General features: G+C 66.7%; 21 protein-coding genes. 12 read left to right on the top strand and 9 right to left on the bottom strand.

Annotated elements, in window-relative coordinates; genetic code table 11:
- Positions 1 to 7: 7 nt before the first annotated feature.
- The 6 genes from RTK35_RS24085 to RTK35_RS24060 all read right to left on the bottom strand — a co-directional run bounded on the left by RTK35_RS24085 (position 8) and on the right by RTK35_RS24060 (position 4618).
- Complete coding sequence (locus RTK35_RS24085; RefSeq protein ID WP_316909185.1) at positions 8 to 1225, bottom strand: glycosyltransferase family 4 protein; 1218 nt, start codon at positions 1223 to 1225, stop codon at positions 8 to 10.
- Between the two features lie 297 nt (positions 1226 to 1522).
- Entirely contained in the window at positions 1523 to 1843 is a 321-nt protein-coding gene (locus tag RTK35_RS24080) for a hypothetical protein (RefSeq protein WP_316909184.1), read from the bottom strand.
- Between the two features lie 15 nt (positions 1844 to 1858).
- Positions 1859 to 2671 (bottom strand): hypothetical protein, encoded by an 813-nt coding sequence (locus RTK35_RS24075; RefSeq protein ID WP_316909183.1) that lies wholly within the window; start codon positions 2669 to 2671, stop codon positions 1859 to 1861.
- Between the two features lie 273 nt (positions 2672 to 2944).
- Positions 2945 to 3187, bottom strand: a complete 243-nt coding sequence (locus RTK35_RS24070; protein WP_069560824.1) for a hypothetical protein — start codon at positions 3185 to 3187, stop codon at positions 2945 to 2947.
- Positions 3184 to 3702, bottom strand: coding sequence for a hypothetical protein (locus RTK35_RS24065; protein WP_316909182.1), 519 nt, complete (start codon positions 3700 to 3702; stop codon positions 3184 to 3186). The genes RTK35_RS24070 and RTK35_RS24065 overlap by 4 nt, the downstream gene beginning before the upstream one ends.
- A gap of 49 nt (positions 3703 to 3751) precedes the next feature.
- The gene (locus RTK35_RS24060) at positions 3752 to 4618 is read right to left on the bottom strand and encodes a LysR substrate-binding domain-containing protein (protein WP_316909181.1); all 867 of its coding nucleotides are present in this window, start codon (positions 4616 to 4618) and stop codon (positions 3752 to 3754) included.
- Between the two features lie 120 nt (positions 4619 to 4738).
- Between RTK35_RS24060 and RTK35_RS24055 the strand changes: the two genes are divergently transcribed.
- The 4 genes from RTK35_RS24055 to RTK35_RS24040 all read left to right on the top strand — a co-directional run bounded on the left by RTK35_RS24055 (position 4739) and on the right by RTK35_RS24040 (position 9310).
- Positions 4739 to 5908: a 2-aminoethylphosphonate--pyruvate transaminase gene (locus tag RTK35_RS24055; protein WP_316909180.1), complete on the top strand. Its 1170-nt coding sequence runs from the start codon at positions 4739 to 4741 to the stop codon at positions 5906 to 5908.
- A gap of 188 nt (positions 5909 to 6096) precedes the next feature.
- The gene (locus tag RTK35_RS24050) at positions 6097 to 7422 is read left to right on the top strand and encodes an MFS transporter (RefSeq protein ID WP_410478707.1); all 1326 of its coding nucleotides are present in this window, start codon (positions 6097 to 6099) and stop codon (positions 7420 to 7422) included.
- 19 nt (positions 7423 to 7441) lie between these two features.
- The gene (phnX, locus tag RTK35_RS24045; protein WP_279864167.1) at positions 7442 to 8269 is read left to right on the top strand and encodes a phosphonoacetaldehyde hydrolase; all 828 of its coding nucleotides are present in this window, start codon (positions 7442 to 7444) and stop codon (positions 8267 to 8269) included.
- Between the two features lie 531 nt (positions 8270 to 8800).
- A complete protein-coding gene (locus RTK35_RS24040) occupies positions 8801 to 9310 on the top strand; it encodes a hypothetical protein (RefSeq protein WP_316909178.1) in 510 nt (169 codons plus the stop codon).
- 187 nt (positions 9311 to 9497) lie between these two features.
- On the opposite strand, the gene RTK35_RS24035 is transcribed toward RTK35_RS24040, so the two are convergent.
- Positions 9498 to 11402, bottom strand: coding sequence for a sigma-54-dependent Fis family transcriptional regulator (locus tag RTK35_RS24035; RefSeq protein ID WP_316909177.1), 1905 nt, complete (start codon positions 11400 to 11402; stop codon positions 9498 to 9500).
- Between the two features lie 323 nt (positions 11403 to 11725).
- Between RTK35_RS24035 and RTK35_RS24030 the strand changes: the two genes are divergently transcribed.
- Positions 11726 to 13246 carry an aldehyde dehydrogenase family protein gene (locus RTK35_RS24030; protein WP_069560830.1) on the top strand — a complete coding sequence of 507 codons (1521 nt, stop codon included), beginning with the start codon at positions 11726 to 11728 and terminating at the stop codon, positions 13244 to 13246.
- A gap of 388 nt (positions 13247 to 13634) precedes the next feature.
- Here the strand turns inward: RTK35_RS24030 and RTK35_RS24025 are convergent, their stop codons facing one another.
- A complete protein-coding gene (locus RTK35_RS24025) occupies positions 13635 to 14687 on the bottom strand; it encodes an AraC family transcriptional regulator (protein WP_044402356.1) in 1053 nt (350 codons plus the stop codon).
- 354 nt (positions 14688 to 15041) lie between these two features.
- On the opposite strand from RTK35_RS24025, the gene eat reads away from it, so the two are divergent.
- The 7 genes from eat (at position 15042) to RTK35_RS23990 (ending at position 22436) form a co-directional block, all read left to right on the top strand.
- Positions 15042 to 16409: an ethanolamine permease gene (gene eat, locus RTK35_RS24020; RefSeq protein WP_316909176.1), complete on the top strand. Its 1368-nt coding sequence runs from the start codon at positions 15042 to 15044 to the stop codon at positions 16407 to 16409.
- A 49-nt stretch (positions 16410 to 16458) separates the two neighbouring features.
- Entirely contained in the window at positions 16459 to 17853 is a 1395-nt protein-coding gene (locus tag RTK35_RS24015) for an ethanolamine ammonia-lyase subunit EutB (protein WP_044402363.1), read from the top strand.
- 11 nt (positions 17854 to 17864) lie between these two features.
- Positions 17865 to 18683 (top strand): ethanolamine ammonia-lyase subunit EutC, encoded by an 819-nt coding sequence (eutC, locus tag RTK35_RS24010; protein WP_316909175.1) that lies wholly within the window; start codon positions 17865 to 17867, stop codon positions 18681 to 18683.
- Between the two features lie 81 nt (positions 18684 to 18764).
- On the top strand, positions 18765 to 19973 hold the full coding sequence (locus tag RTK35_RS24005) for a two-component system sensor histidine kinase NtrB (RefSeq protein WP_182851722.1): 1209 nt from the start codon (positions 18765 to 18767) through the stop codon (positions 19971 to 19973).
- 82 nt (positions 19974 to 20055) lie between these two features.
- Positions 20056 to 21489: an ATPase domain-containing protein gene (locus RTK35_RS24000; RefSeq protein ID WP_172432630.1), complete on the top strand. Its 1434-nt coding sequence runs from the start codon at positions 20056 to 20058 to the stop codon at positions 21487 to 21489.
- A gap of 25 nt (positions 21490 to 21514) precedes the next feature.
- Entirely contained in the window at positions 21515 to 21892 is a 378-nt protein-coding gene (locus tag RTK35_RS23995) for a response regulator (protein WP_044402374.1), read from the top strand.
- Positions 21893 to 21968: 76 nt separating this feature from the next.
- Positions 21969 to 22436, top strand: a complete 468-nt coding sequence (locus tag RTK35_RS23990) for a hypothetical protein (RefSeq protein WP_044402377.1) — start codon at positions 21969 to 21971, stop codon at positions 22434 to 22436.
- A gap of 207 nt (positions 22437 to 22643) precedes the next feature.
- Here RTK35_RS23990 and RTK35_RS23985 read toward each other — a convergent pair whose 3' ends face one another.
- On the bottom strand, positions 22644 to 24602 hold the full coding sequence (locus RTK35_RS23985; RefSeq protein ID WP_316909174.1) for a DEAD/DEAH box helicase: 1959 nt from the start codon (positions 24600 to 24602) through the stop codon (positions 22644 to 22646).
- Positions 24603 to 24656: the final 54 nt, after the last annotated feature.

The following is a 24656-nucleotide window of genomic DNA, read 5'->3' as shown; positions in this document are numbered from 1 at the left end:
CCCCCTCCTAGGCGCCGACAAAGGCGGAGGTGAGCCCGAGGGCCTCCAGATACCCGGCGATCCCCGCCTGGGTGGAATAGCCGGCGGCGGTCGCCCGGGCTTGCTGGCGCAGGGCCTGGAAGCGCTCGGGCTCGGACAGCGCCAGCACGACACGCTCGGCGATGGCTCCGGTGTCGAAGAAGTCCACCAGCCGCCCATTGCGCCCGTCTTCGATCACCTCGCGCACTGGCGCGGTGTCCGACGCCACCACCAGGCAGCCGCTGGCCATCGCCTCCAGCAGGGACCACGACAGCACGAAGGGGTAGGTCAGGTAGAGGTGCACGGCAGACACCTGCAGCACCTGTTTGTAGGTGGCGTAGGGCACCTTGCCGAGGAAGTGCACGCGCGCCGGGTCGATGGGATTTTCCGCCAGCAGCTTGCTGCGCCAGTTGGCGGCATCCTTCGGCCGGCTGCCGTAGCTGACCTCATCCCCGCCCACCACCACCACCTGGCACCCCGGGTGCGCGGCGAGGATGCGCGGCAGCGCCCGCATGAAGCTGTGGAAGCCCCGGTAGGGCTCCAGGTTGCGCGCCACATAGGTGAGGATCGGCTGCCCGGCCCTCAGCACCTGCCCATCGGGCAATGCCAGGGTGGCCTTCGGATCCGGGCCCAAACTGGCCGTGTCGATGCCCTCGTGGATCACCCGCATTCCGTCACGGTAGGCCGCCGGGTGCAGGCTGCGCTGCCACCGGGTGGGCGTGATGGCGAGGTCGCAGTTCTCCAGGTTCAGCAGGTGCAGCGCGTTGCGACTGCGGATGCTCGCCGCCCCGTGGGTGTCGAGGGGGAACTCCGGATCGAAGCCCGCGTCAGCTCCCTGGGCCCGGTAGTAGTACTCGCAGAAGTGGATCAGCCGCGCCGACGGGAACGCCTCCCGCACATACAGGCTCTCGCCCCAGCCGGGGTGAGCGACCACCACATCCGGCCGATAGCCCTTGGCTTTCAGGTCCAGCAACAGGCGCAGCACCTGCTGCCCGTGCAGCACGCCATCCTCGAAGCTGCGCACGTAGGGGTGCGTCTGCGCACTCGCCTTGCGATGGGGCTTGTAGCGCAACAACCGCACCCCCGGCAGCCCCGGCGCCTGCTCGCGACCGATGGCCAGGACCTCCACATCGTCCCGCTTCGCCAGGTGGGCGGCGAGGTGACGGAATTGCCCCGGGAAATTCTGGTGAATGAACAACACACGCATCCTGCTGCAACTCCTTCTGCAGTGCTTCCCTCGCTGCCGCTCGCGGTCTTGCCACCACGAGCCGGCCAGAAATCATGGCATTGCGCCAGGTGCGAAGGATGAACCGGGACGGGGGAGCAAGGAAAGCAGGGCGCGTGATGCGGCTCACGAATGGGTGAGCGATAGTCCGTCGATAGAGCGTTATCAGCGGACAAACTCAATACCCCCTATTTTATTAAAGGACAATGCCCTACGAACCACTTTCAGCTCCACATAGAAAATGACGCTTACACATCCAGCACGCAAACATCCAACAGCTCAATATTCAAATTTCAATTTGAAACCCCAATTCCCGTCTTCTTTCAGGAACACCGAACAGAAGAGCTCTCGCCACAGTGTGCCGTGCTCACGAAATACATCCAGATGTTGATACAGTAGATCGATCACTTCATCCGCAGGCTCCAGTAGGTCCTGTCTACCCTCAGGGCTGCTGATCCTTACAGTTAGCCCCTGATACTCGCCCTCCTCCACCCGTACTGCGTGCATCTCGATCTGGTTCCAGCTTTCAGGCGTAGCACCAATGAGGGTCTTGACCAGTTCCAAGTCCAGAGGTGCGTGTTTCTCGTACAACATCTCCACTTGACACGTCCCTCTTTACGTTAGGCGCGCACTGCGCAAGCCAGATTTCTGCAGCCTATCTCTATATATCTTATTCGAATCAAACGCCTGTCGTAGATCAACACTCATCAAGCACTCAACATATTCATCAGGAGGGCAGTAATGATGCTCACGAATAAAGTGAACGATAGAAAGCGGAGAGGCATATATTAAATCGCCAGCCGGCACCCACAACTCAGAACTCCTAAGCAAGGAGCCATTACTCCTTGCGTACTTTATTGCCCCACACTGCATACAGTGTGGCAATTCTATGTCTGGCCCCATAAAAGGAATGAAGGGCGAAACACTCTCCAATACATCGGAAAGACGCGCCAGCAGAGCGTCCGAAGGCTGTCGCCTTGGGATGTCTCCGAACACATCGACCCAGCCGACGTTAAGGACCCCACTCAGCTTATAAGGCGAAATATATCGCTCATACACACTCAACTCTGGAAAGTAGCTGTTCTCAAACTCGCTACGGGCATCGCTTGCTGCGTTCCGGCAGAAACCCGTGCCATTCAAAAACGACCAAGGCGTAAAATCCACCTTGTCAATGAATGCGTCCGCGTATACGCCATAATCCCTCACCTCCCCACTAATTATTACTCTCCACGATCCATCCTTCTTGTATTCTTCTAACTCATTGGCCACCTCAAACTTTAGCCAACTCGGCAGGTTGTCAAATTCGGCTTGGTCTCCATCTTGAGCGATCTCTTTAACTATATAGAGCACTATCTCCCAAGCCGGCATATCACCTTGATGATGCAGCCCCATAAGAACGACTAAACCATGAAAAAAATTACTCTCCACGCCCAACACTCCATGCCCACAAACCACTCATCACCAAATGAATCCAGACTCCACTCCCGCAGAAGGAAAAGAACACTGAATCCATCAGCACCTTATCAATCCACTGTATTACCAAGGTATCTTGCCCATAGAATTTGAAGTCGAATTGCAATAAAAATCGCCATCATTTTATGCGTAGTGCAAGCACACAAAAAACTGGAGAACCCGAAATTACATCTTGTATGAAAAAAGCGCCCACCCACACATTGTAGAGAGCCCCGTCAAGAACAGAGATCAGGTTTTAACGTCAGGATAAGCGTTTCTTAACGCATCCATCCCGTCAAAGTAGCGCCCCCTCGCCATCAGAAAATCCACAACCTGCAAGTAAAGCAGGTCATTACATATCTGATTAAAGAACAGCAGATTGAACTGAACGACACACACCGTGCGACCCGGCCCGAGAACAAAATATCCGTCAAGCTCCATACCATCTTTAGTCAGGAACTGAACCAGCTCTTCCTCGCTATATTTCTTCATGCTGTTGGCCCTCCCAGGAATGGAAACGCTCTAAGTCCGGTAAAAGAAATCGCCTCCGTGTCGCATGTCACTGGGACGGCCCCCTCGATGCAATCCTCCAACGCTCTCACCCAGCCCGGTCCTTGTGGGGTACCGGAACTGAAAAACTCGACAGGCAACCAGAATCCCATCAGGTCCTTTTCGAACCACAAATTACTGAGCACCATTCGCCTGAAGCTTTCGGTGCTGTCTTGCTGGACGAAAATCTCGTCTACCGGCAACGGAACGTCGCCGTCTCCCATACGCTTGAACGCTACCGGAACGGGCCGGATGATCGACAGCGCCAGTTTCGCCTCCGATGCTGCCGTAACTGTGCCTCCTGCAGATATGACCTCGATGACTGCGCCGCTTTGCTGGCCTCGATAAACACCTTTTTCGGGAGGTTGCGTCGAGTTGCAGTTGGCCAATGCCGTTTGAAAAGTCCGTCCCCCTGCTCTCATTGGCCTAAGGTCAATTTCGCTGAGCATGAATGCCACATCTAGTCTCCCGAACGCTCTTGCATAACTGTCATACCGTATAGGCGGCTCACTCTACGCCCACCCCCTCCAAAAACGCCCCAATCACCCGCCTCGCCCCCTGCTCCTTCAGGCACACCAGCGTTTCCGTCATGCGCGATTCGAAGTCGAGGATAGGCAGGACGCACACGCCGCGCCCGGCGCCGAGTTCGGCGGCGGAGACGATGCCGACGCCGAGCCCGGCCATGACCATCTCGAACACCGCCTCGCGGCCTTCCACTTCGATGGCGGGGAGGACCTCCAGGCCGGCGCGGTGCATTTCGTCCTCCAGCATCTGCCGGGTCATGGAGCCTTCCTCCCGCAGCACCAGCGGGGTGCGGTGGAGGTCGGCCAGGTGCAGGGACTCGCGGTGGGCCCAGGGGTGGCTGTCGGCGACGAAGGCCACCAGGGGGCCGCTGCTGAGGACGTGGCTGATCAACCGCTCGTCGTCCACCGGGCGGCCGAGCACGGCGAAGTCGGCCTGGTAGTCGAACAGCCGGCGCAGGGATTCGTCGCTGTTGCCCGTCACCAGCCGCACACGGATGCCGGGGTAGCGCTCGCAGAAGCGCGCCAGGTGCGGCAGCAGGTGCATGGGCGCGTCCACCGCCAGGGTCAGGCTGCCGCTCTCCAGGGCGCGGGAGCTGGTGAGCAGCTCCAGTGCCTCGCGCTCGGCGGCGAACAGGCGCTGTGTGATGGCCAGCAGTTGCCCGCCCAGTTCGGTCAATTGCACCGAGCGCTTGTTGCGGTTGAACAGCAGCACACCGAAGCGCTCCTCCAGCTTGCGCACCTGGTCGGACACCGCCGGCTGGCTGAGGAACAACTGCTCCGCCGCACGGGTGAAATTGCCGTGCACGGCCACGGCATGGAAGGCCTTGAGTTGGGCCTGGGAAACCGACATGTCACCCCCGATAAATAAGCTCAGCTTCTGAGTGAAATACCATAAATCGATTTCAGTTATCGCACTGAAACGGGTCTCATCCCCTCCAGCACCGCCACCCCGCATCCGCTGGAGACGACCATGACCCACGCCGAATTCCCCACTGCCCATGCCCCGCTGGCCGCTCCGGCGCTGGGCGAGCCCTACCTGCTGACCCCCGGCCCGCTGACCACCTCCCGCGCCACCAAGGAGGCCATGCTGCAGGACTGGGGCTCCTGGGATGCCGACTTCAACCGCGTCACCGCCGAGGTGCGCCAGCAGCTCCTGGCCATGGCCGGCGTGCACGACGACCGCTACGCCTGCGTGCCGCTGCAGGGCAGCGGCACCTTCGCCGTCGAAGCCGCCCTGGCCACCGCCATCCCCCGTGACGGCAAGGCCCTGGTGCTGATGAACGGTGCCTACGGCCAGCGTGCAGGCAAGATCCTCGACTACCTGGGCCGCGCCCACATCAGCCTCGACAAGGGCGACTACCTGCCGCCCCAGCCGGAGGAAGTGGATGCCCTGCTGCGCGACCACCCGGAGGTCACCAGCGTGTTCCTGGTCCACTGCGAGACCAGCTCCGGCATCCTCAACCCCCTGGCCGAGATCGCCGCCGTGGTGCGTCGCCACGGCAAGGTGCTGATCGTCGATGCCATGAGTTCGTTCGGCGCCGTGCCGCTCACGGTGCAGGCGGTGGACTTCGACGTGCTGGTGTCCTCGGCCAACAAATGCATCGAAGGCATTCCCGGCTTCGGCTTCGTGATCATCCGCCGCAGCCTGCTGGAGGCCTCTGCCGGGCGCGCCCACTCCCTCAGCCTCGACCTGCTGGAGCAGTGGCGCTACATGGAGCGCACCGGCCAGTGGCGCTTCACCCCGCCCACCCACAGCGTGGTGGCGTTCCGTGCCGCACTGGCCCAGCACGCGGAGGAAGGCGGCGTGGCCGGGCGCCTGGCGCGCTACACCCGCAACCGTGACGTACTGGTGGCCGGCATGCGCCAGATGGGCTTCCGCACGCTGCTGGAGGACCGCTGGCTGTCGCCGATCATCACCACCTTCTTCAGCCCCGATCACCCCCGCTTCGCCTTCAAGCGCTTCTACGACGAACTCAAGGCCCGCCACTTCGTCATCTACCCCGGCAAGCTCACCGAGGCGGAGAGCTTCCGCATCGGCTGCATCGGCCAGATCGACGAGGCCATCGTCCGCCAGTTGCTGGCCGCCATCGCCGACAGCCTCGCCGCCATGGAGGTCACCCTCCCCGGCCAGGCGGCCTGAACCCCACCGGCCGCGCCCCGGCGCGGCCCACTGCCGGCCATGCCGGCGAGGAGTTGCCTAGCGCACAGCCCACCCACGCCTGACGCCCCGACCGCTGCCCTTCTGACCAGGCCGGGCGTTTAGACAGCCAGGACACACCACAAGAACAACAACCTCTCCTCATGCACTGTCCACAGGGGTCAGAACCCATGCACACCTCACCCGGCTCCACCGCCCGCGGCTGGCAATCGCTGCACCGCTGGCGGGTCCAGATCTTCCTCATCACCTGGCTGGCCTACGCCGCCTTCTACTTCACCCGCAAGGCCTTCTCGGTGGCCAAGCTCGGCATCGCCGAGGACCCGACCTTCGAGCTGGACAAGGCCGCCATGGCCAACCTCGATGCGCTCTACCTCGGCGCCTACGCCGTGGGCCAGTTCACCTGGGGGCTATTCGCCGACCGCTTCGGGCCACGGGTCGTGGTCTTCGGCGGCCTGCTGATCTCGGCCCTGGCGGCCCTGGCCATGGGCACCTTCGCCACCCTGCCGATCTTCGTCAGCTGCATGCTCGTCCAGGGCCTGGCGCAGTCCACCGGCTGGTCGGGGCTGTGCAAGAACATCGGCAGCTTCTTCGCCACCCAGGAGCGCGGCCGGGTGCTGGGCTACTGGAGCACCTGCTACGCCTTCGGCGGCCTGGTGGCCACGCCCTTCGCCGGCTGGTGGGCCTACGAGGTGTTCCACGACTGGCGCGCGGCGTTCGTCTCATGCGCGCTGGTGGTGCTGGGCGTGGCCGTGCTGTTCTGGCTGCTGCAACGCAACCGCCCGGAGGACGTCGGCCTGCCACCGCTGGAAAGCGCAGCGGCCGCCGACCCGACCGCCGTACGCCCCGGGCACTGGCGGGTGCTGCGCAAGGTGCTGGCCAACCGCCCGGTGCTGGCCCTGGGCCTGGCCTATTTCCTGCTCAAGCCGGCGCGCTACGCGATCCTCCTGTGGGGCCCGGTGATCGTCTACGAACGCATGCCGGCCATCGGCAAGGTGGCCTCCGCCATCGTCCCCACGGCGTTCGAAGTGGCCGGGCTGATGGGGCCGATCCTCATCGGCATCGCCTCGGACAAGCTCTTCGGCGCCCGCCGCATGCCCGCCTGCGTGTTCAGCCTGGCGGCCCTCACCCTGTGCCTCGCGCTGTTCGTGCCGGCCATGCAGAGCGGCAGCCTGTACCTGGTGGTGGGCCTGCTGTTCCTCATGGGCATGACCCTCTACGGCCCGGACTCGATGATCAGCAGCTCCGCCGCCGTCGACTTCGGCACCCAGGAAGCGGCCGGCACCGCCGCCGGCTTCGTCAACGGCTGCGGCTCGGTGGGCGCCATCCTCGGCGGCCTGCTGCCGGGCTACTTCGACACCACCACCGTGTTCCTCGCCTTCACCTTCGCCGCCCTGCTGGCCAGCCTGCTGCTGGTGCCGTTCTGGAACAGCCGGCCGCAACCCGAAACACCCCCTGCCATACCGCTCCCAGGCGGCCTGGCCAACGCCCGAACCTGAACCCCGATGGAGAATCGCCATGAACTACCAACACCCCACCCGCCTGCAGGCCGCCGTGCTCGACTGGGCCGGCACCGTGGTCGACTTCGGCTCCTTCGCCCCGACGCAGATCTTCGTCGAGGCCTTCGCCGAGTTCGGCGTCGCCGTCTCCCTGGAGGAAGCCCGTGGCCCGATGGGCATGGGCAAGTGGGACCACATCCGCACCCTCTGCAACCTGCCCGCCATCGCCGAACGCTACCGTGCCGCCTTCGGCCGGCTGCCGACCGACGACGACGTCACGGCCATCTACGAACGCTTCATGCCGCTGCAGATCGAGAAGATCGGCGTCCACTCGGCGCTCATCCCCGGCGCCCTGGAGGCCATCGCCGCGCTGCGCCAGCGCGGCCTGAAGATCGGCTCCTGCTCCGGCTACCCCAAGGCGGTGATGGACAAGGTGGTGGAGCTAGCCCGGGGCAACGGCTACGTCGCCGACCACGTGGTGGCCACCGACGAAGTGCCCAACGGCCGCCCGCACCCGGCCCAGGCCCTGGCCAACGTCATTGCCCTCGGCATTGAGGACGTGGCCGCCTGCGTGAAGGTGGACGACACCTGGCCGGGCATCCTCGAAGGCCGCCGGGCCGGCATGTGGACGGTGGCCCTCACCTGCTCCGGCAATGCCCTGGGCCTGACCTGGGACCAGTTCAAGGCCCTCTCGCCCACGGAACTGGAGCGGGCACGCCAGCGCATCGGCCAGCTCTTCGAAGGTGCCCGCCCGCACTACCTGATCGACACCATCGCCGACCTGCCGAAGGTGATCGATGCCATCAACGCTCGGCTGGCACGGGGGGAAATGCCACAGGCCGTTTGAAGCCCTGTCGAGGCACTCGTAGGGGCGACTTCAGTCGCCAAGCCGCCCGCAGGGCTGCCCTCGCAGGCCTCACCGATGGCATCGTTTGGTGCGTGAAAGAGCGTCACCACCCCGTAAGCCCGGATAAGAGGCCCGCCAAATGGCGGGCCTTTTGTTAGGTGTCAAGCCTGTGCAACGCAAACTGCAAGTGAATTCGCCCCACAAGTTTTGCTCGACCAAACCCGACATTCACACGAACGCGGGGACCTCCTAGTAAGTCGGGTGAAACCCGACGGAAGCAGGACGACTGAAGTCCCCCCTGAAGGGTGTGCATTGCTATCGAGTCCTTATACAGCTTGCGGTACAGGGAGTTGCGGCTGATGTCGAGTCGTTCGGCAATACGGAAAGTAAGGAAGTCCGTGTGCGCCCGTAGGAGGGTAAATATTTATTTAAAGCTTGGTAAAGCGCCCACTATTCTCACTGAGTTCTTGACCCTCTCTGCCCCATCAGGATAGTTAGCGCAGCCTTCTACCAATATGAATAGGGAAGTTTATGAAGCCTCTTTACCTATGTTCAATTTTGTTGCTCGCAGGCTGCACTCCGGTGCCGAAATATCTCGTTCCTGAGGGAGCGCCTCAGGCACTGATCCGCAGTGAATTGATGTCACAGGAGAATCGCCGAAACGGTGTGTCTCTGGATGCAGCCTCTACTATCGCCTGCAAATACGGCAGAACAGTAGCGATCGCGGCGGGAGGCCAGCTGATTTCCGTTTATAAGAATGTATCGACACCGGAAGGTTTTTTTCCGATTGAAGCCGGCAAGCCACTACATTTGGTCATGACCGGCACAGCCAATGCCAACCGCTCGTGCCGCATAGATTTTGTCAGCGAGTTTACTCCGGGTGCGCGCTATGTGATCAAAGGAGGAATTGTCGACGGACTGGACGTATTGAGCGGTTGCTACATTGAGATTTTCGATGTCGACACGGGCGCCCGCCTCCCCATAACCGACGCTCCCAAAAGGGGCGGTAACTGTGCATTGGACCGTATCCCGTTGCTCTAGGGATCGTTTGAAGAGATCAGAGATTCTTGGTCGTTTCGCATGAACTACTTCAAAGACGGCTGCATTTCAAAATACGGTCAGTTCTTCGTCCGATCGCCGTAGTCGAAATCAGCTAACCAACGCCGCCATAAGAACGAACCCGCCAATCAGCGGGTTCTTCATCTACGGCGGGTGACTGAAGTCGCCCCTACAAACTACGCGTCTCGATGGCGTGCTTGCGCAGCTTGCGGTACAGCGTGTTGCGGCTGATGCCCAGTTGCTCGGCGGTGCGGGTCATGTGCCAGCGCTGGCTTTCCAGCGCACCCAGCAGGGCGGCGCGCTCGGCATCGTCCAGCGGGTTGGCCGGCGTTTCGGCCCGCGTCACCGGTGCAGCCTGCTCACGGATGTCCCGGGGCAGGTCAGCCAGGCGGATCACCCCGTCCTCGCACAACGCCACCAGGGTGCGCAGCACGTTGCGCAACTGGCGCACGTTGCCCGGCCAGGGATGCGCCAGCAGGGCCTGGCGGGCGGCATCGTCGAGGCGCACCACCTGGCCGCGCGCCTCCTCCCGCAGCAGGTGCTCCAGCAGCGGTTCCCGGTCGCTGCGTTCGCGCAGCGGCGGCAGGTCGATGACCAGGCCATTGAGTCGGTAGTACAGGTCCTCACGGAAGTCGCCGGCCTGCACGCGGGCCTCCAGGGCACGGTGGGTAGCGCTGATGATGCGCACGTCCACCGCCTGGGCCTCGCCGCCGATGGGCACCACCTGGCGCTCTTCCAGCACCCGCAGCAGGCGGGTCTGCAGGGCCAGGGGCATGTCGCCGATCTCGTCGAGGAACAGCGTGCCGCCGTCGGCCTGCTGCAGCTTGCCGCGCATGCCTTCCTTGCGAGCACCGGTGAAGCTGCCGCCGCGATAGCCGAACAGCTCGCTCTCGATCAGGGATTCCGGGATCGCCGCGCAGTTCAGCGCGATGAAGGGCAGCTCGGCCCGGGAGCTGGCCCGGTGCACGGCCTTGGCGAAGGCTTCCTTACCGGAGCCGGTCTCGCCGTTGACCAGCAACGGCACGTCCCGCTCGTAGACCTTCACGGCCCGGCGGAAGTCCGCCTGCAGCGCCGCATCCCCCAGGCACAGGCCCGTTGCCGCCGGGCGCTCCACCACCAGCGGGGCCACCGGCATCGGCCGGGGCGCCTGGCCGCGCAGCGCCGCATGCAGCACCCGGCCATTACGTGCCCGCAGCGGCCAGCTGGCATTGGGTTGGGGCTGGGCGCGGGCCAGCAGGTCGTCCAGGCGGCAGTCGAAGCAGGCCTCCACCGTGGTGCCCAACAGGCGCTCGCGGCTGCTGTCCAGCAGGTTGATGGCGCCCTGGTTCACCGCGCGGATGCGCCCCTCGCCGTCGAAGGCCATCAGCCCTTCGCTGAACAGGCCGACGTACTCGGCCTGCAGGTGGAAGCGCAGCAGCCACTCGCCTTCGAAGCGGCGCAGGAAGTAGCAGCTCTCGATCATCTTCGCCGAGAGGTTGACCAGCGCCATGGTGTGGAACTGGCTCTGGCGGGACATGGCACGCCGCGCCGAGGAGACGTCGAGCACCGCCAGCAGCTCGCCATGGGGGTCGAACACCGGGCTCGCCGAGCAGGTCAGCCCGGTGTGCAGGCTGCGGAAGTGCTCGTCCTGGTGGATGGTCAGCGCCTGGCGCTCCACCAGGCAGGTGCCGATACCATTGGTGCCCTCGCGGGCCTCGCTCCAGTCGGCGCCCAGCCACAGGCCCGCCTGCTCGAAGGCGTTGCGCTCGGCCGCGGCCGTCACACAGTTGAGGATCACCCCACGGGCATCGGTCAGCAGCACCGCGTGGCCGGTGCCGGAGAGCTGGTGATAGAGGCTGTTCATCTCGCCGTTGGCGATCTCCAGCACCTGCTGCATGCGCTCGCGGCATTCCAGCATCAGCGCGTGCTCCAGCACGGCGGGCGGGCGCGGCAGGGCCGGGTCCAGGTTGTAGTCCTCCAGGCAACGCAGCCAGGAGCGGGCGATGGAAGGGTCGGCAGCGGGCCCGCTCGACTGGGCCTTGCCCTGCGCCAGGGTCAGCACTTGCTGAGCATGGCGGCTCAGGTGGTCGTGCATGTCTTGTTGTTCTCCGCAGCGGGGGTCCGGGAGGCAGCCCGGCGCCCAGGACGGGCACCCACGTCGCCGCAGCATCCTCCAGCGCCACGCCCTTTGCAACGCCCGCATGACCCATGGGTCATCAGGCTGTGCCAGATGCGTGACAAACTGTCACCCGGCCTGTACCAGCCCTGCCACAGCCACACCGACGCGATATCCCCGGCAATGGCCGCAGGCCACGCCGGCCGGGGCTTGCGCTGGCCTGGCCCGCCCCTTGCTCTATGCTGCTCACAGCGCTTCGGCGCGTCCTCCACCAACAAGCACAAGAGCCAAGGAGATAGACCATGCGTTACGCACAACCCGGCACCCCCGGCGCCGTCGTTTCCTTCAAGGACCGCTACGGCAACTACATCGGCGGCGAATTCGTGCCCCCGGTCAAAGGCCAGTACTTCACCAACACCTCCCCGGTGAACGGCCAGCCCATCGCCGAATTCCCCCGTTCCACCGCCGAAGACATCGACAAGGCCCTCGACGCCGCCCACGCCGCCGCCGACGCCTGGGGCCGCACCTCCGTGCAGGACCGCTCCAACATCCTGCTGAAGATCGCCGACCGCATCGAACAGAACCTCGAAGTCCTCGCCGTCACCGAAACCTGGGACAACGGCAAGGCCGTGCGCGAAACCCTCAACGCCGACATCCCGCTCGCCGTCGACCACTTCCGCTACTTCGCCGGCTGCATCCGCGCCCAGGAAGGCGGCGCCGCCGAAATCAACGACGGCACCGTCGCCTACCACATCCACGAACCCCTCGGCGTGGTCGGCCAGATCATCCCCTGGAACTTCCCGCTGCTCATGGCCGCCTGGAAGCTCGCCCCGGCCCTCGCCGCCGGCAACTGCATCGTCCTCAAGCCCGCCGAACAGACCCCGTTGGGCATCACCGTGCTCATGGAACTGATCGGCGACCTGCTGCCGCCCGGCGTACTCAACGTCGTCCAGGGCTTCGGCAAGGAAGCCGGCGAAGCGCTCGCCACCAGCAAGCGCATCGCCAAGATCGCCTTCACCGGCTCCACCCCCGTCGGCTCGCACATCCTCAAGTGCGCCGCCGAGAACATCATCCCCAGCACCGTCGAACTGGGCGGCAAGAGCCCCAACATCTACTTCGAAGACATCATGCAGGCCGAACCGGCCTTCATCGAAAAGGCCGCCGAAGGCCTGGTCCTCGCCTTCTTCAACCAGGGCGAAGTCTGCACCTGCCCCTCCCGCGCCCTGGTGCAGGAATCCATCTACCCCGCCTTCATGGCCGAAGTGATGAAGAAGGTGAAAGCCATCAAGCGCGGCGACCCCCTGGACACCGACACCATGGTCGGCGCCCAGGCCTCCCAGCAGCAGTACGAGAAGATCCTCAGCTACCTCGACATCGCCCAGCAGGAAGGCGCCGAAGTGCTCACCGGCGGCGCCGCCGAGAAGCTCGAAGGCAGCCTCGCCACCGGCTACTACATCCAGCCGACCCTGCTCAAAGGCCACAACAAGATGCGCGTCTTCCAGGAAGAGATCTTCGGCCCGGTGGTGGGCGTCACCACCTTCAAGGACGAAGCCGAAGCCCTCGCCATCGCCAACGACACCGAGTTCGGCCTCGGCGCCGGCCTCTGGACCCGTGACATCAACCGCGCCTGGCGCATGGGCCGCGGCATCAAGGCCGGCCGCGTCTGGACCAACTGCTACCACCTGTACCCGGCCCACGCCGCCTTCGGTGGCTACAAGAAGTCCGGCGTCGGCCGCGAAACCCACAAGATGATGCTCGACCACTACCAGCAGACCAAGAACCTCCTGGTCAGCTACGACATCAACCCCCTGGGCTTCTTCTGACCCCACCCGCTCCACGAAAAACGCGGCCTCGGCCGCGTTTTTTCGTTTCAGCCAGCCCCCACACGCACCGGGTCGCGGCGGCAAACGTAGGATGGGCTGAGCTGTGCGAAGCCCATCATTGCGGGGCCAGGGCACGGAGCGATGCGGTTCGCCGAGCTCACCGCATCCTACGGATGCGACTGTGCGTGCATCGATCCACCGCCGGAGCCGTGCCGTGGGAGCGGTTTCAACCGCGAAGAGCCTCGCGAATGAATTCGCTCCCACGGGAGCTGCCCGTGGGTTGGCGCGCTCCTCGTAGGGTGGGCTTCAGCCCACGCTGGTTACCGCTGGTGGGCTGAAGCGGAACGCCGCCCGGCCTACCCTACAGAGCGGCGTGGTACGCGAGGACCTAGCGCTCTTCCCCTCGCCACTGCCGGGGGCTGACGCCGAACCAGCGGCGGAAGGCGCGGGAGAAGGCGCTGGTCTCGGAGTAGCCCAGCAGCGGGGCGAGTTCGGAGATGGGGCGTTGGCGGCGGCGCAGGTAGTGCAGCGCCAGTTCGCGGCGGGTGCGCTCCACCACCTGGCTGAAGCACAGGCCCTGTTCCCGCAGGCGACGCTGCAGGCCGGCAGGGGTCATTTCCAGGCGTTCGGCGATGCGTTCGAGGCAGGGTTCGCCTTCGGACAAGGCCAGGCGCACCTGGGTGCCCAGTTCCTCCAGCAGGCTGGGGGCATTGGCGCCGGCTCCCAGGCGGTGGATCACGTCCTGGAAGAGGAACAGCAGGTTCGGGTCGCGCTCCGGCATCGGCTTGCCCTGCACGTCCCCCTTGGGCACCAGCATGAAGTTGCACGGCCGGCCGAACTGCACCGGCGCGCCGAAGGCGTCGCCATGCTCGTGCCATTCCTCCGGCCGCTCATGCTCGAAGGCCACCGCACGCGGCGCCCACTGCGGGCCCAGCACGTGACGCAGCAGGTTCAGCGCCATGCCCAGCGTCAGCTCGGCATCCTGCCGGCGGTCGAGGATGGCGCCATGGCGCACCTGGTAGTCGAAGCGGTAGCACTCACCGCAGTCCACCAGACGGATCAGCGTGCTGTGCTGGTGATAGGGGAAGGCCCCGGCGAAGTTCTTCAGCGCCTCCTCCAGGGTGTCCGAGAACAGCCCGACATACCCCAGCAAGCCCAGGTCCCGGGGCTGGAACTGCTGCCCGTAGCGCAGCCCGAAGTTGTCACAGCCCGACTGCCGGGCGGCCTCCTCCAGCACGTCGCAGTAGTTGGGCAGCGCCAGGCTCAGGGTCGGGTGGCGCAGTTGCTCGGGGTCGATCCCGGCCCGGCCGAACACCAGGTCCAGGTCGCCGCCCTGGCGGGTGATGAACTGGTCGAGGCCACTGGCCGCCGCCGACAGCACGCCGACGTTGCTCGCGGGGGGCATCTGCAGGCTGGCGGATGAAAGCAGGGGCTGGCTCATCACGGGGTACCGGGTTCTTTAATTGATCACCCGTTCAAGCAAAAGCCATGCCTCGTCCACGGCCGCCGAAGGGGGCTTGCCGGAGGCACCGTGGCCAGGGCTCCGCACCCTCCCTGTGCAGGCTGGAGGCCGCGCGCACCGGGCCGGAGCACGCTTTTCATGGGGCGTTGGGTAACACCTCCGCGACTTGACCGCAGAGGCGCCACCGCGCTTCCCACGGTCAAGTCCTGGGGCCGGTCGGTGGCTACCATCGACCCATCCCCCAATGGACTGTGCGGGTGTTTGCGCGCCGAGCGTCGCCGAGGACAGGCGGTTTCCAACAACAACAAAGCCCGCGAGGGCTGAGGAGTCCCGATGAGCACGACACAACTCAAACCCACGCTCGGCACCCTGCACCTCTGGGGTATCGCCGTGGGCCTGGTGATTTCCGGCGAGTACTTCGGCTGGAGCTATGGCTGGGGCACCGCCGGTACCCTGGGCTTCCTGGTGACGGCGCTGATGGTCGCCACCATGTACACCTGCTTCATCTTCAGCTTCACCGAACTGACCACCGCCATCCCCCACGCGGGCGGCCCCTTCGCCTACAGCCGCCGGGCCTTCGGCGAGAAAGGCGGGCTGATCGCCGGCATCGCCACCCTCATCGAATTCGTCTTCGCCCCGCCGGCCATCGCCATGGCCATCGGCGCCTACCTCAACGTGCAGTACCCGGAGCTGGACCCGAAGCACGCCGCCGTGGGGGCCTACTTCGTGTTCATGACCCTGAACATCCTCGGCGTCAGCATCGCCGCCACCTTCGAGCTGGTGGTCACCGTGCTGGCCGTGGCCGAGCTGCTGGTGTTCATGGGCGTGGTCGCGCCGGGCTTCAGCTTCTCCAACTTCGTGCTCAACGGCTGGGCCGGCAGCAATCAGTTCAGCCTCGGTGCCTTCTCCGGCATCTTCGCCGCCATCCCCTTCGCCATCTGGTTCTTCCTCGCCATCGAGGGCGCGGCCATGGCCGCCGAGGAAGCCAAGGACCCGAAACGCACCATCCCGCGCGCCTACATCGCCGGCATCCTGACCCTGGTGTTCCTCGCCATCGGCGTGATGATCATGGCCGGCGGCGTGGGTGACTGGCGCGAGCTGTCCAACATCAACGACCCGCTGCCCCAGGCCATGAAGGCCGTGGTCGGCAACGACTCCACCTGGATGCACATGCTGGTGTGGATCGGCCTGTTCGGCCTGGTGGCCAGCTTCCACGGCATCATCCTCGGCTACTCCCGCCAGTTCTTCGCCCTGGCCCGCGCCGGCTACCTGCCCCGTGGCCTGGCCAAGCTGTCGCGCTTCCAGACCCCGCACCGCGCCATCATCGCCGGCGGCGTGGTGGGCATCGCCGCGATCTACAGCGACGGCCTGGTGAACCTGCAGGGCATGACCCTGACCGCCGCGATGATCACCATGAGCGTGTTCGGCGCCATCGTCATGTACATCATCAGCATGCTCAGCCTGTTCAAGCTGCGCCGCAGCGAACCGAACCTGGAGCGCACCTTCCGCGCCCCCGGCTACCCGGTCGTCCCCGCCATCGCCCTGGTGCTGGCCGTGGTCTGCCTGGTCGCCATGGCCTGGTTCAACACCACCATCGGGCTAATCTTCCTGGGGTTCATGGCCGCAGGCTTCGTCTGGTTCCAGTTCACCGCGCACCACCGCGCCAGTGCACCGGAAGACGCCCTGCTCAGCCGCGTGTGATGACAATGCCCCGCCCAGCCAACCGGGCGGGGCCCGGATGGAGATCGAGATGGCAAGCTACTCCCACAGTGTCGGCGGCCAGACCTGGCGCTTCGACAGCCTTCGCGAGGTGATGGCCAAGGCCAGCCCGGCCCGCTCCGGCGACTGCCTGGCGGGCGTCGCCGCCAGCAGCGACGCCGAGCGCGTGGCGGCGCAGATGACCCTGGCCGAGGTGCCGCTCAAGCGCTTCCTCGACGAGGCGCTGATCCCCTACGAGCAGGACGAGGTCACCCGGCTGATCCTCGACACCCACGACCGGGCCGCCTTCGCCCCGGTCAGCCACCTCACCGTGGGCGACTTCCGCGACTGGCTGCTGGGCGAGTCCGCCGACGAGGCGGCCCTGCGCAACCTGGCGCGGGGGCTGACCCCGGAGATGGCCGCCGCCGTGTCGAAGATCATGCGCGTGCAGGACCTGGTGCTGGTGGCGCAGAAGATCCGCGTGGTCACCCGCTTCCGCAACACCATGGGCCTGCGCGGCCGGCTCTCCACCCGCCTGCAACCGAACCACCCCACCGACGACCCCGCCGGCATCGCCGCGAGCATCCTCGACGGCCTGCTCTACGGCAACGGCGACGCCATGATCGGCATCAACCCGGCCACCGACAGCATCGCCTCCATCAGCGCCCTGCTGGAGATGCTCGACGCCATCATCCAGCGCTACGAGATCCCCACCCAGGCCTGCGTGCTGACCCACGTCACCACCTCCATCCAGGCCATCGAGAAGGGCGTGCCGCTGGACCTGGTGTTCCAGTCCATCGCCGGCACCGAAGCGGCCAACAGCAGCTTCGGCATCAGCCTGGAGATCCTCCGCGAGGGCTACGAAGCCGGGCTGTCGCAGAAGCGCGGCACCCTCGGCAACAACCTCATGTACTTCGAGACCGGCCAGGGCAGCGCCCTCTCGGCCAACGCCCACCACGGCGTCGACCAGCAGACCTGCGAGACCCGCGCCTACGCCGTGGCCCGCCACTTCGACCCGTTCCTGGTCAACACCGTGGTCGGCTTCATCGGCCCGGAGTACCTCTACAACGGCAAGCAGATCATCCGCGCCGGCCTGGAGGACCACTTCTGCGGCAAGCTGCTCGGCGTGCCCATGGGCTGCGACATCTGCTACACCAACCACGCCGAAGCCGACCAGGACGACATGGACATGCTGCTGACCCTGCTCGGGGTCGCCGGCATCAACTTCATCATGGGCATCCCCGGCTCCGACGACGTGATGCTCAACTACCAGACCACCTCCTTCCACGACGCCCTCTACGCCCGCCAGAGCCTGGGCCTCAAGCCCGCCCCCGAGTTCGAGGCCTGGCTGGAACGCATGGGCATCGCCAGCCAGCAGGACGGCCGCGTGCGCCTCGGCGAGCAGCTGCCGCCGGCCTTCCGCCACGCCCTGGGGAAAATCGCCTGAGGAGAGGCCCGATGACCGACCCGAAACGCCCCGCCACCGCCAACCCCTGGCAGGCCCTGCGCGCCCTCACCCCGGCGCGCATCGCCCTCGGGCGCGCCGGCACCAGCCTGCCCACCCAGGCCCAGCTGGACTTCCAGTTCGCCCACGCCCAGGCCCGCGACGCCGTGCACCTGCCGCTGGACACCCCGGCCCTGGCCGCCGAGCTGGAGGGCCTCGGCCACGCCAGCCTGCGCCTGCATAGCGCCGCCGCCGACCGCCACACCTACCTGCAACGCCCCGACCTCGGCCGGCGCCTGGACGCCGCCTCCGCCGAGCGCCTGCGCGAACACGCCGCGAAACATCCCGAGGGCTACGACCTGGCCGTGGTGGTGGCCGACGGCCTCTCCGCCCTCGCCGTGCAGCGCCACACCCTGCCCTTCCTGCGGCGCTTCCTCGACCAGGCCGCCAGCGAGAACTGGCACCTCGCCCCCATCACCCTGGTGGAACAGGGCCGCGTCGCCGTGGCCGACGAAGTGGGCGAGCTGCTCAAGGCGCGCATGGTGGTGATCCTCATCGGCGAGCGGCCCGGCCTCAGCTCGCCGGACAGCCTCGGCCTGTACTTCACCTGGGCGCCCCGTGTCGGCCTCACCGACGCCAGCCGCAACTGCATCTCCAACGTGCGCCTGGAAGGCCTCTCCTACGGGCTGGCCGCCCATCGCCTGCTGCACCTGATGCGCGAGGCCTGCCGCCGCCAGCTCTCCGGGGTGAACCTCAAGGACGACTCCGACGTGCCGGTGCTGGACGGCCCTGAAGGCGGCCCGCGCGGCAACTTCCTGCTGGGCGGCGACTGACACCGGCCCGGCGCCCGGGCTGGAACACCGGCCCGTGGCGGCGGTCTGACACTGCACCGCCCTTACACGAGCCTGGTGCCCATGGAGCCTTCCCCATCGCCCAATGCCGGCGATCCCGCTGACCCCGACTACGCGCGCCTGGTGGACGCCGTCACCGACTGCGCCCTCTGCCTGCTGACCCCCGACGGCGTGCTGCGCAGCTGGAACCGTGGCGCCCAGCAGGTGCTCGGCCATCCCCCCGGCGACGCGCTGGGCCGCCCCCTGGCGGACCTGTTCACCGACGAGGACCGCGAGGCCGGCGTGCCGGCGCGCTGGCTCGAGGCCGCCCGGGTCGACGGCCACGCCCGCGAGGAAGGCTGGATGCGCCGCCACGACGGCTCGCCGATCTGGGCCGAGCGGGTGCTCGACCTCATCCCCACCGCGCACGGCGCCCCCCTCGGCCTGGCGCTGCAGGTCCGCGACCTCAGCGAGCGCCATGCCCGCGACCTGCTGCAGGACGAACAGCGCATGCAGCTGTTCCACGCCCAGAAGCTGGAAGCCCTCGGCCAGCTCAGCGGCGGCCTGGCGCAGGACTTCAACGAACTGCTCACCATCATCCTCAGCGCCTCCGCCCTGGCCGGGCGCAGCACCGACGAGACCCGCCGCAAGGAACTGCTCGGCCACATCCACGAGGCCGGCCTGCGCGGCCGCCACCTGACCCAGCACCTGCAGGCCTTCGCCGGGCGCCGCGAACAGCAGGTGCAGGTGCTGCAGCTCGAAGGGCTGCTGCACACCGCGCAGATGTTCTTCATCCAGGCCCTGCCCCGCCACCTGACCCTGGAACTGCAGGTGCGCCCACCCCTGCACCCGGTGGAGGTGGATTTCGGCCAACTGGAAATGAGCCTGCTCAACCTGGTGTTCAACGCCCGCGACGCCATGCCCCCGGGCGAGGGCACCATCGTCCTGCGGGCCGAGAACCGCTACCTGGACGGCAGCTGGGACGACCTCGTCGGCAGCTTCGTGCGCATCAGCGTCAGCGACGAGGGCAGCGGCATTCCCGAGGCCCTCCTGCCGCGCATCTTCGAGCCCTTCTTCACCACCAAGCCCCTCGGCGAAGGCACCGGCCTGGGCCTCAGCCAGGCCTGGGGCTTCGCCCGCCAGCAAGGCGGCGGCCTGCGCGTGGAAAGCCTGCCGGGCCAGGGCGCCACCCTCGCCCTCTACCTGCCGGCCTGGCAGCCCGGCGCCGCTGCAAATGGGCGGAACTTGCACGATGCGGACGACTCTATCGCTGGCAGGCGCCCCGGCGCGTAGAATCCCACCGCCCCGGACGCGGGGCATGCGAGCCGAAGCGGCTCACCATCGAGCGAAAAACAGCACAGAAGCAGGCCAGAACTTGGAACAGCTAGAACGCCTCCACAGTGGGATCGAGGGACTGGACGCCCTTTTGAAGGGAGGCCTGGTGGCCGGCGCGTCCTACATCGTCCAGGGCCGTCCCGGCTCGGGCAAGACCATCCTCGCCAACCAGATCGGCTTCAACCACGTGCGCAATGGCGGCCGTGTACTGGTGGCCACCCTCCTGGCGGAAACCCACGAGCGCCTGTTCCAGTTCCTCTCCACCCTGAGCTTCTTCGACGCCTCCAAGGTCGGTGACGAGATCCAGTTCGTCAGCGCCTTCGACACCCTGGAGAACGAAGGCCTCGACGAAGTGGTGCGCCTGCTGCGCCGCGAGATCAGCCGGCAGAAAGCCACGGTGATGATCGTCGACGGCGTGCTCAATGCCCGCTCCAAGGCGGACACGCCGATGGACACCAAGAAATTCATCTCCGAGCTGCAGGGCCACGCCGCCTTCGCCGGCTGCACCGTGCTCTTCCTCACCAGCGCCCGCCTCGACGACGGCAGCCCCGAGCACACCATGGTCGACGGCGTCATCGAACTGGGCGAGGAGCTGGTGGGCAACCGCTCGGTGCGCCGCATCCACCTGCGCAAGACCCGCGGCAGCGGTTCCCTGTCCGGCCTGCACGAGTGCGAGATCACCGAGAACGGCCTGGTGGTCTACCCGCGGCTGGAATCCCTCTACAGCCGCCCGACCCTGCCCGAGGACGCCACGCCCCGGCGCATCGCCAGCGGCACGCCGGACCTGGACGCACTGATCGAAGGCGGCCTGCCCGTCGGCTCGGTGACCCTCGCCATGGGCCCCGCCGGCGTCGGCAAGACCTGCCTCGGCCTGGGCTTCCTCGGCCAGGCCAGTGCCGACGAGCCGGCCCTGCACTTCGGCTTCTACGAATCTCCCGCGCGCCTGCGCCTCAAGGCCCGCGCCCTGGGCTTCGACCTGGAGGCGCTGGAGAAGGCCGGCGTCCTGCACCTGGCCTGGCAACCGCCCACCGAAGGCCTGCTCGACGCCCTGGGCGGCCACCTGATCGCCGAGGTGCAGCGCCTGGGCATCAAGCGCCTGTTCATCGACAGCTTCGGCGGCATGGCCCGGGTGGCCAGCAGCCAGGCGCGACTGGTGGAATTCTTCGGCGCCCTGCTGGGCCAGCTGCGGGCGATGGGCGTGACCATCGTCGCCACCTGGGAGATGCGCGACCTCTACAGCGCCGACATCAACGCCCCGGCACCCGAGCTGTCGAGCATCGTGGACAACCTTCTGTTGATGCGGTTCGTGGAAGTGAATGCTGAACTCAAGCGCTCACTGGCCATTCTGAAGATGAGGGACAGCGGGTATGACCCCGCCCTGCTGGAGCTGCAATTCACATCGAGCGGACTGCGTCTGGACAAGAACTTCCGCCAGGTGACCTCCGTACTCTCCGGCAACGCGACACGCGTCTGATGGGCGCACAACCGGCCAACCGCTGATGACAACGATCCTGGTAGTCGACGACGAGTATCTGATTGCCGACATCCTCGCCTACGCACTGGAGGACGAGGGCTACATGGTGGTCAAGGCCGGCAACGGCCGCAAAGGCCTGGACGTGCTCGACCGCGAGCGCCCGTCCCTGGTGATCACCGACTTCATGATGCCGGTGATGGACGGCCTGGAATTCGCCCGCGCCATCCGCGAGCGCCCCCAGTACGCCGAGCTGCCGGTCATCCTCATGAGCGGCGCCCAGGGCAACATCGGCCGCCAGCATGGCGACCTGTTCGCCGCCGTGTTCGACAAGCCCTTCGACATCCACGCCGTGCTGGCCAAGGTGGCCGAGCTGATCGGCCCGGGCGAGCCCAGCCACGGCTGACCGCCACGCCGCGATTGCCAGCATCGCCCGCCTCCCGGAAACTGCGCGCTTTCCCAGCTTCCAGCGGAGACCCGCCGTGTCCACATCCCCCGAACTCGCCAGCGACCCGTCCTGGCTCGCCCGCTGCCAGGCCGCCGCCCTCGACCCGCAGGCCCGCTTCGCCGCCCGCCAGGCTGTGCTCGACGATGCCGCCGCGCTGGACGCCACCCTCTACCGTGCCGACGAGGAGGACGAAGACGCCGAGGAAGAAGACCTGGGCGACGCCCGCGTGCTGATCGAAGGCCCCTTCGTCATCCCCGCCGACTGGAGCGAAGCCGACCGCGAGGCCTACTTCGACGGCAGCGACCCGGCCCTGTTCGTCCAGGCCCGCATCGAATGCCTGGCCCCCGCTTCCAGCCGCCAGCACTTCACCCCCGAACCCGGCGACCAGGTCGCCCTCACCCGCCCGGACGGCCTGGTGGAGATGTACTTCCTCTACGAAGCCTTCGAAGACGACCACGGCCATCACTGCGTACTGATCCGCGACGAAGACGCGCTGTTCTGACCCCGCCGCCTCCGGGAACGCCCGGCGCATCCCTGGACCAGCGATGGGCTTCGCACAGCTCAGCCCATCCTACGGACGGAGCCGGCCGTAGGATGCGGTGAGCTCGGCGAACCGCATCGATCCATGGCAGGGATGAAGCCCAGGCTACGGCCTGAACCGTAGGGTGGGCTTCAGCCCACCAGCAGAGCCACCATCAGGCTCACGCACTCAGAGATCCGGCGCGCGGGCGGCCAGCACGGCGGTGGCGCCCTGGGGGCGACGGCAGTACCAGATCACCCGGCTCACGCCCCGGGTGATGGCGACGTAGGCCAGGCGCAGGTTCTCGTCGCGCATGGCCTGGTCGTAGCTGTTGCGGAAGTATCCGCTGTGGGCGTACAGCGCGTTGCGCAGGGGGTGGGACTCCGGCGGCTGGCAGTCGTCGACGATCACCGCCACCTCCGCCTGCAAGCCCTTGGCCCGGTGGATGGTCAGGGCCTTCACCGGCAACCCCGGTTCCAGCGCCGTCTGCACCGTGCGCAGGGTGTCATTGCGCCGGCCGAGCAGCAGCACCGGCGTGCGCTCGGCGCGCTCCAGGCCGGCCACATGGGCGCACTGGGCCTGCAGCTCGGCCACCAGCGCCGGCAGGCCGCCGGGCAGTTCGAAGCCCTGCACCAGCCGCACGCCATGGTCGCCCGGCCGGGCCTCGCGCACGGCACGGCAGGTCTTGTCCTGCTTGAAGGCCACGCCCCCCAGCACCGCCTCGCCGTCGCGCACCACGGCGTCGATGGAGCGGTAGTTGGTCTCCAGGCGCAGCACCGCGCTCTTCTTGCCGCGGCCCTTGGCGAAGTGGCGGTCGAAGTCCATGAACAGCTCCGGCGAGCTGCCGCGCCAGCCGTAGATGGACTGCCAGTCGTCACCGATGGCCATCAGGCTCGGGGTTTCCCCGGCCTGCGCCAGGCGCTCGTGGGCGGCCCGCAGCCAGCGGACGATCTGCGGGGAGATGTCCTGGAACTCGTCGATCAGCAGGTGGGTCAGCGGCACCAGCGCGGGCAGCTTCAGCCCGCCCTTTTCCAGCCGCTCGGTGAGTTCGCAGAATGCCATGTTGAAGGTGGCTAGCCCGCGCTGGCGCAACAGCGCCTGGAAGCGCGCCCAGAAGGGTTGCAGCGCGCGGATGAACTGCTGGTCCCGCTGGGGGCAGGCCAGGGCGTCCGGCTGCAATGCATCCACCCGCAACCCCAGGCTCTCGATGAACCCGGCCTGCACGTGGAACGCCTCCGGCAGGGCCATCGGCCCCAGCTCGCCGGCCAGGCGCAGGGGGCCTTCCGGGGTCTTCGACAGCACCGCATCGGGCTCCAGGCCCAGCAGGGCGTGGACCGCCGTGCGGAAGCCGACGTCCTCGGCGTAGCAGGCGTGATAGGCCTCCTGCAGCAGACGCTGCTGGGCCGGCTTCAGGCGGCCGGCGGCCAAGGGGTTGTCCGGCTCGTCGCCGGCATCGCGGCTGTCCAGTTGCTCGAACCAGGAGCTCACGCCCATTTCGCTCTTGGCCAGCACGCCCATGGCCGAGTGGAAGGTGCGCACGCACTGGCGCGCCTGGGTGGCGTCGAAGGGCACCTGCCAGAACGCCAGCACCCGCATCAACTGCTCGCGCAGCTGGGCGCAGGAGGCGTTGGTGAAGGAGATGACGGTGAGCTTGGCCGGGTCGATGCCCAGGTGGGCCAGCAGGTAGACCACCCGCAGCAACAGGGTGGTGGACTTGCCCGAGCCGGCGCCGGCGAAGATGCGCGTCAGCGGCCCACGGGCGAGGATCATCGCCCACTGCTCGTCGGACGGCGCCGCCACCACACCCGCCGCGACGGCTTCGGCCACCCGCGCGCGCATCGCCTCTTCGGCCCCCTTGCGCCGGGGCAACGCGGCGGCGCGGTAGACGCTCGGGCCCTCGACGGCCGTGCGGGCCCCGCCAGGTTCCTTGGGGGCGGACTTGCGGGCGGTGGGGCGGCCCTTGCCTTCGCTGGCCTTCTTGTTGCGCCCGCGCGGGCGCGCCTTCTTCTGCTGCGCCTGGGCACGGGCCAGGGCCTGGGCGGCTTCGGCGGCCTCGCGTTCGGCACGCAGGTAGGCGGTGGTGCGCGGGAAGCAGCGCACCAGGGTTCCAGAGATCAACGCGGTGTAGCGCTTGACGGCAGACAGCATCCAGCAGGTCCATCGGCAGTGAAACAGGGCGGCGATGATACGGGCTCCCGGGGC

The organism is Pseudomonas sp. zfem003 (genome assembly GCF_032621675.1).
Taxonomy (GTDB): domain Bacteria; phylum Pseudomonadota; class Gammaproteobacteria; order Pseudomonadales; family Pseudomonadaceae; genus Metapseudomonas; species Metapseudomonas otitidis.
This window is presented reverse-complemented; position numbering and strand designations above follow the sequence as displayed.

Coding starts and splice junctions, on each gene's coding strand:
- eutC (WP_316909175.1), top strand. CDS start 17,865: ATGACCGACCCGAAACGCCCCGCCACCGCCAACCCCTGGCAGGCCCTG.
- RTK35_RS24040 (WP_316909178.1), top strand. CDS start 8,801: ATGAAGCCTCTTTACCTATGTTCAATTTTGTTGCTCGCAGGCTGCACT.
- phnX (WP_279864167.1), top strand. CDS start 7,442: ATGAACTACCAACACCCCACCCGCCTGCAGGCCGCCGTGCTCGACTGG.
- RTK35_RS24035 (WP_316909177.1), bottom strand. CDS start 11,402: ATGCACGACCACCTGAGCCGCCATGCTCAGCAAGTGCTGACCCTGGCG.
- RTK35_RS24030 (WP_069560830.1), top strand. CDS start 11,726: ATGCGTTACGCACAACCCGGCACCCCCGGCGCCGTCGTTTCCTTCAAG.
- RTK35_RS24050 (WP_410478707.1), top strand. CDS start 6,097: ATGCACACCTCACCCGGCTCCACCGCCCGCGGCTGGCAATCGCTGCAC.
- RTK35_RS24005 (WP_182851722.1), top strand. CDS start 18,765: ATGGAGCCTTCCCCATCGCCCAATGCCGGCGATCCCGCTGACCCCGAC.
- RTK35_RS24055 (WP_316909180.1), top strand. CDS start 4,739: ATGACCCACGCCGAATTCCCCACTGCCCATGCCCCGCTGGCCGCTCCG.
- RTK35_RS23985 (WP_316909174.1), bottom strand. CDS start 24,602: ATGCTGTCTGCCGTCAAGCGCTACACCGCGTTGATCTCTGGAACCCTG.
- RTK35_RS24025 (WP_044402356.1), bottom strand. CDS start 14,687: ATGAGCCAGCCCCTGCTTTCATCCGCCAGCCTGCAGATGCCCCCCGCG.
- RTK35_RS24085 (WP_316909185.1), bottom strand. CDS start 1,225: ATGCGTGTGTTGTTCATTCACCAGAATTTCCCGGGGCAATTCCGTCAC.
- RTK35_RS24015 (WP_044402363.1), top strand. CDS start 16,459: ATGGCAAGCTACTCCCACAGTGTCGGCGGCCAGACCTGGCGCTTCGAC.
- RTK35_RS24060 (WP_316909181.1), bottom strand. CDS start 4,618: ATGTCGGTTTCCCAGGCCCAACTCAAGGCCTTCCATGCCGTGGCCGTG.
- eat (WP_316909176.1), top strand. CDS start 15,042: ATGAGCACGACACAACTCAAACCCACGCTCGGCACCCTGCACCTCTGG.
- RTK35_RS23995 (WP_044402374.1), top strand. CDS start 21,515: ATGACAACGATCCTGGTAGTCGACGACGAGTATCTGATTGCCGACATC.
- RTK35_RS24070 (WP_069560824.1), bottom strand. CDS start 3,187: ATGAAGAAATATAGCGAGGAAGAGCTGGTTCAGTTCCTGACTAAAGAT.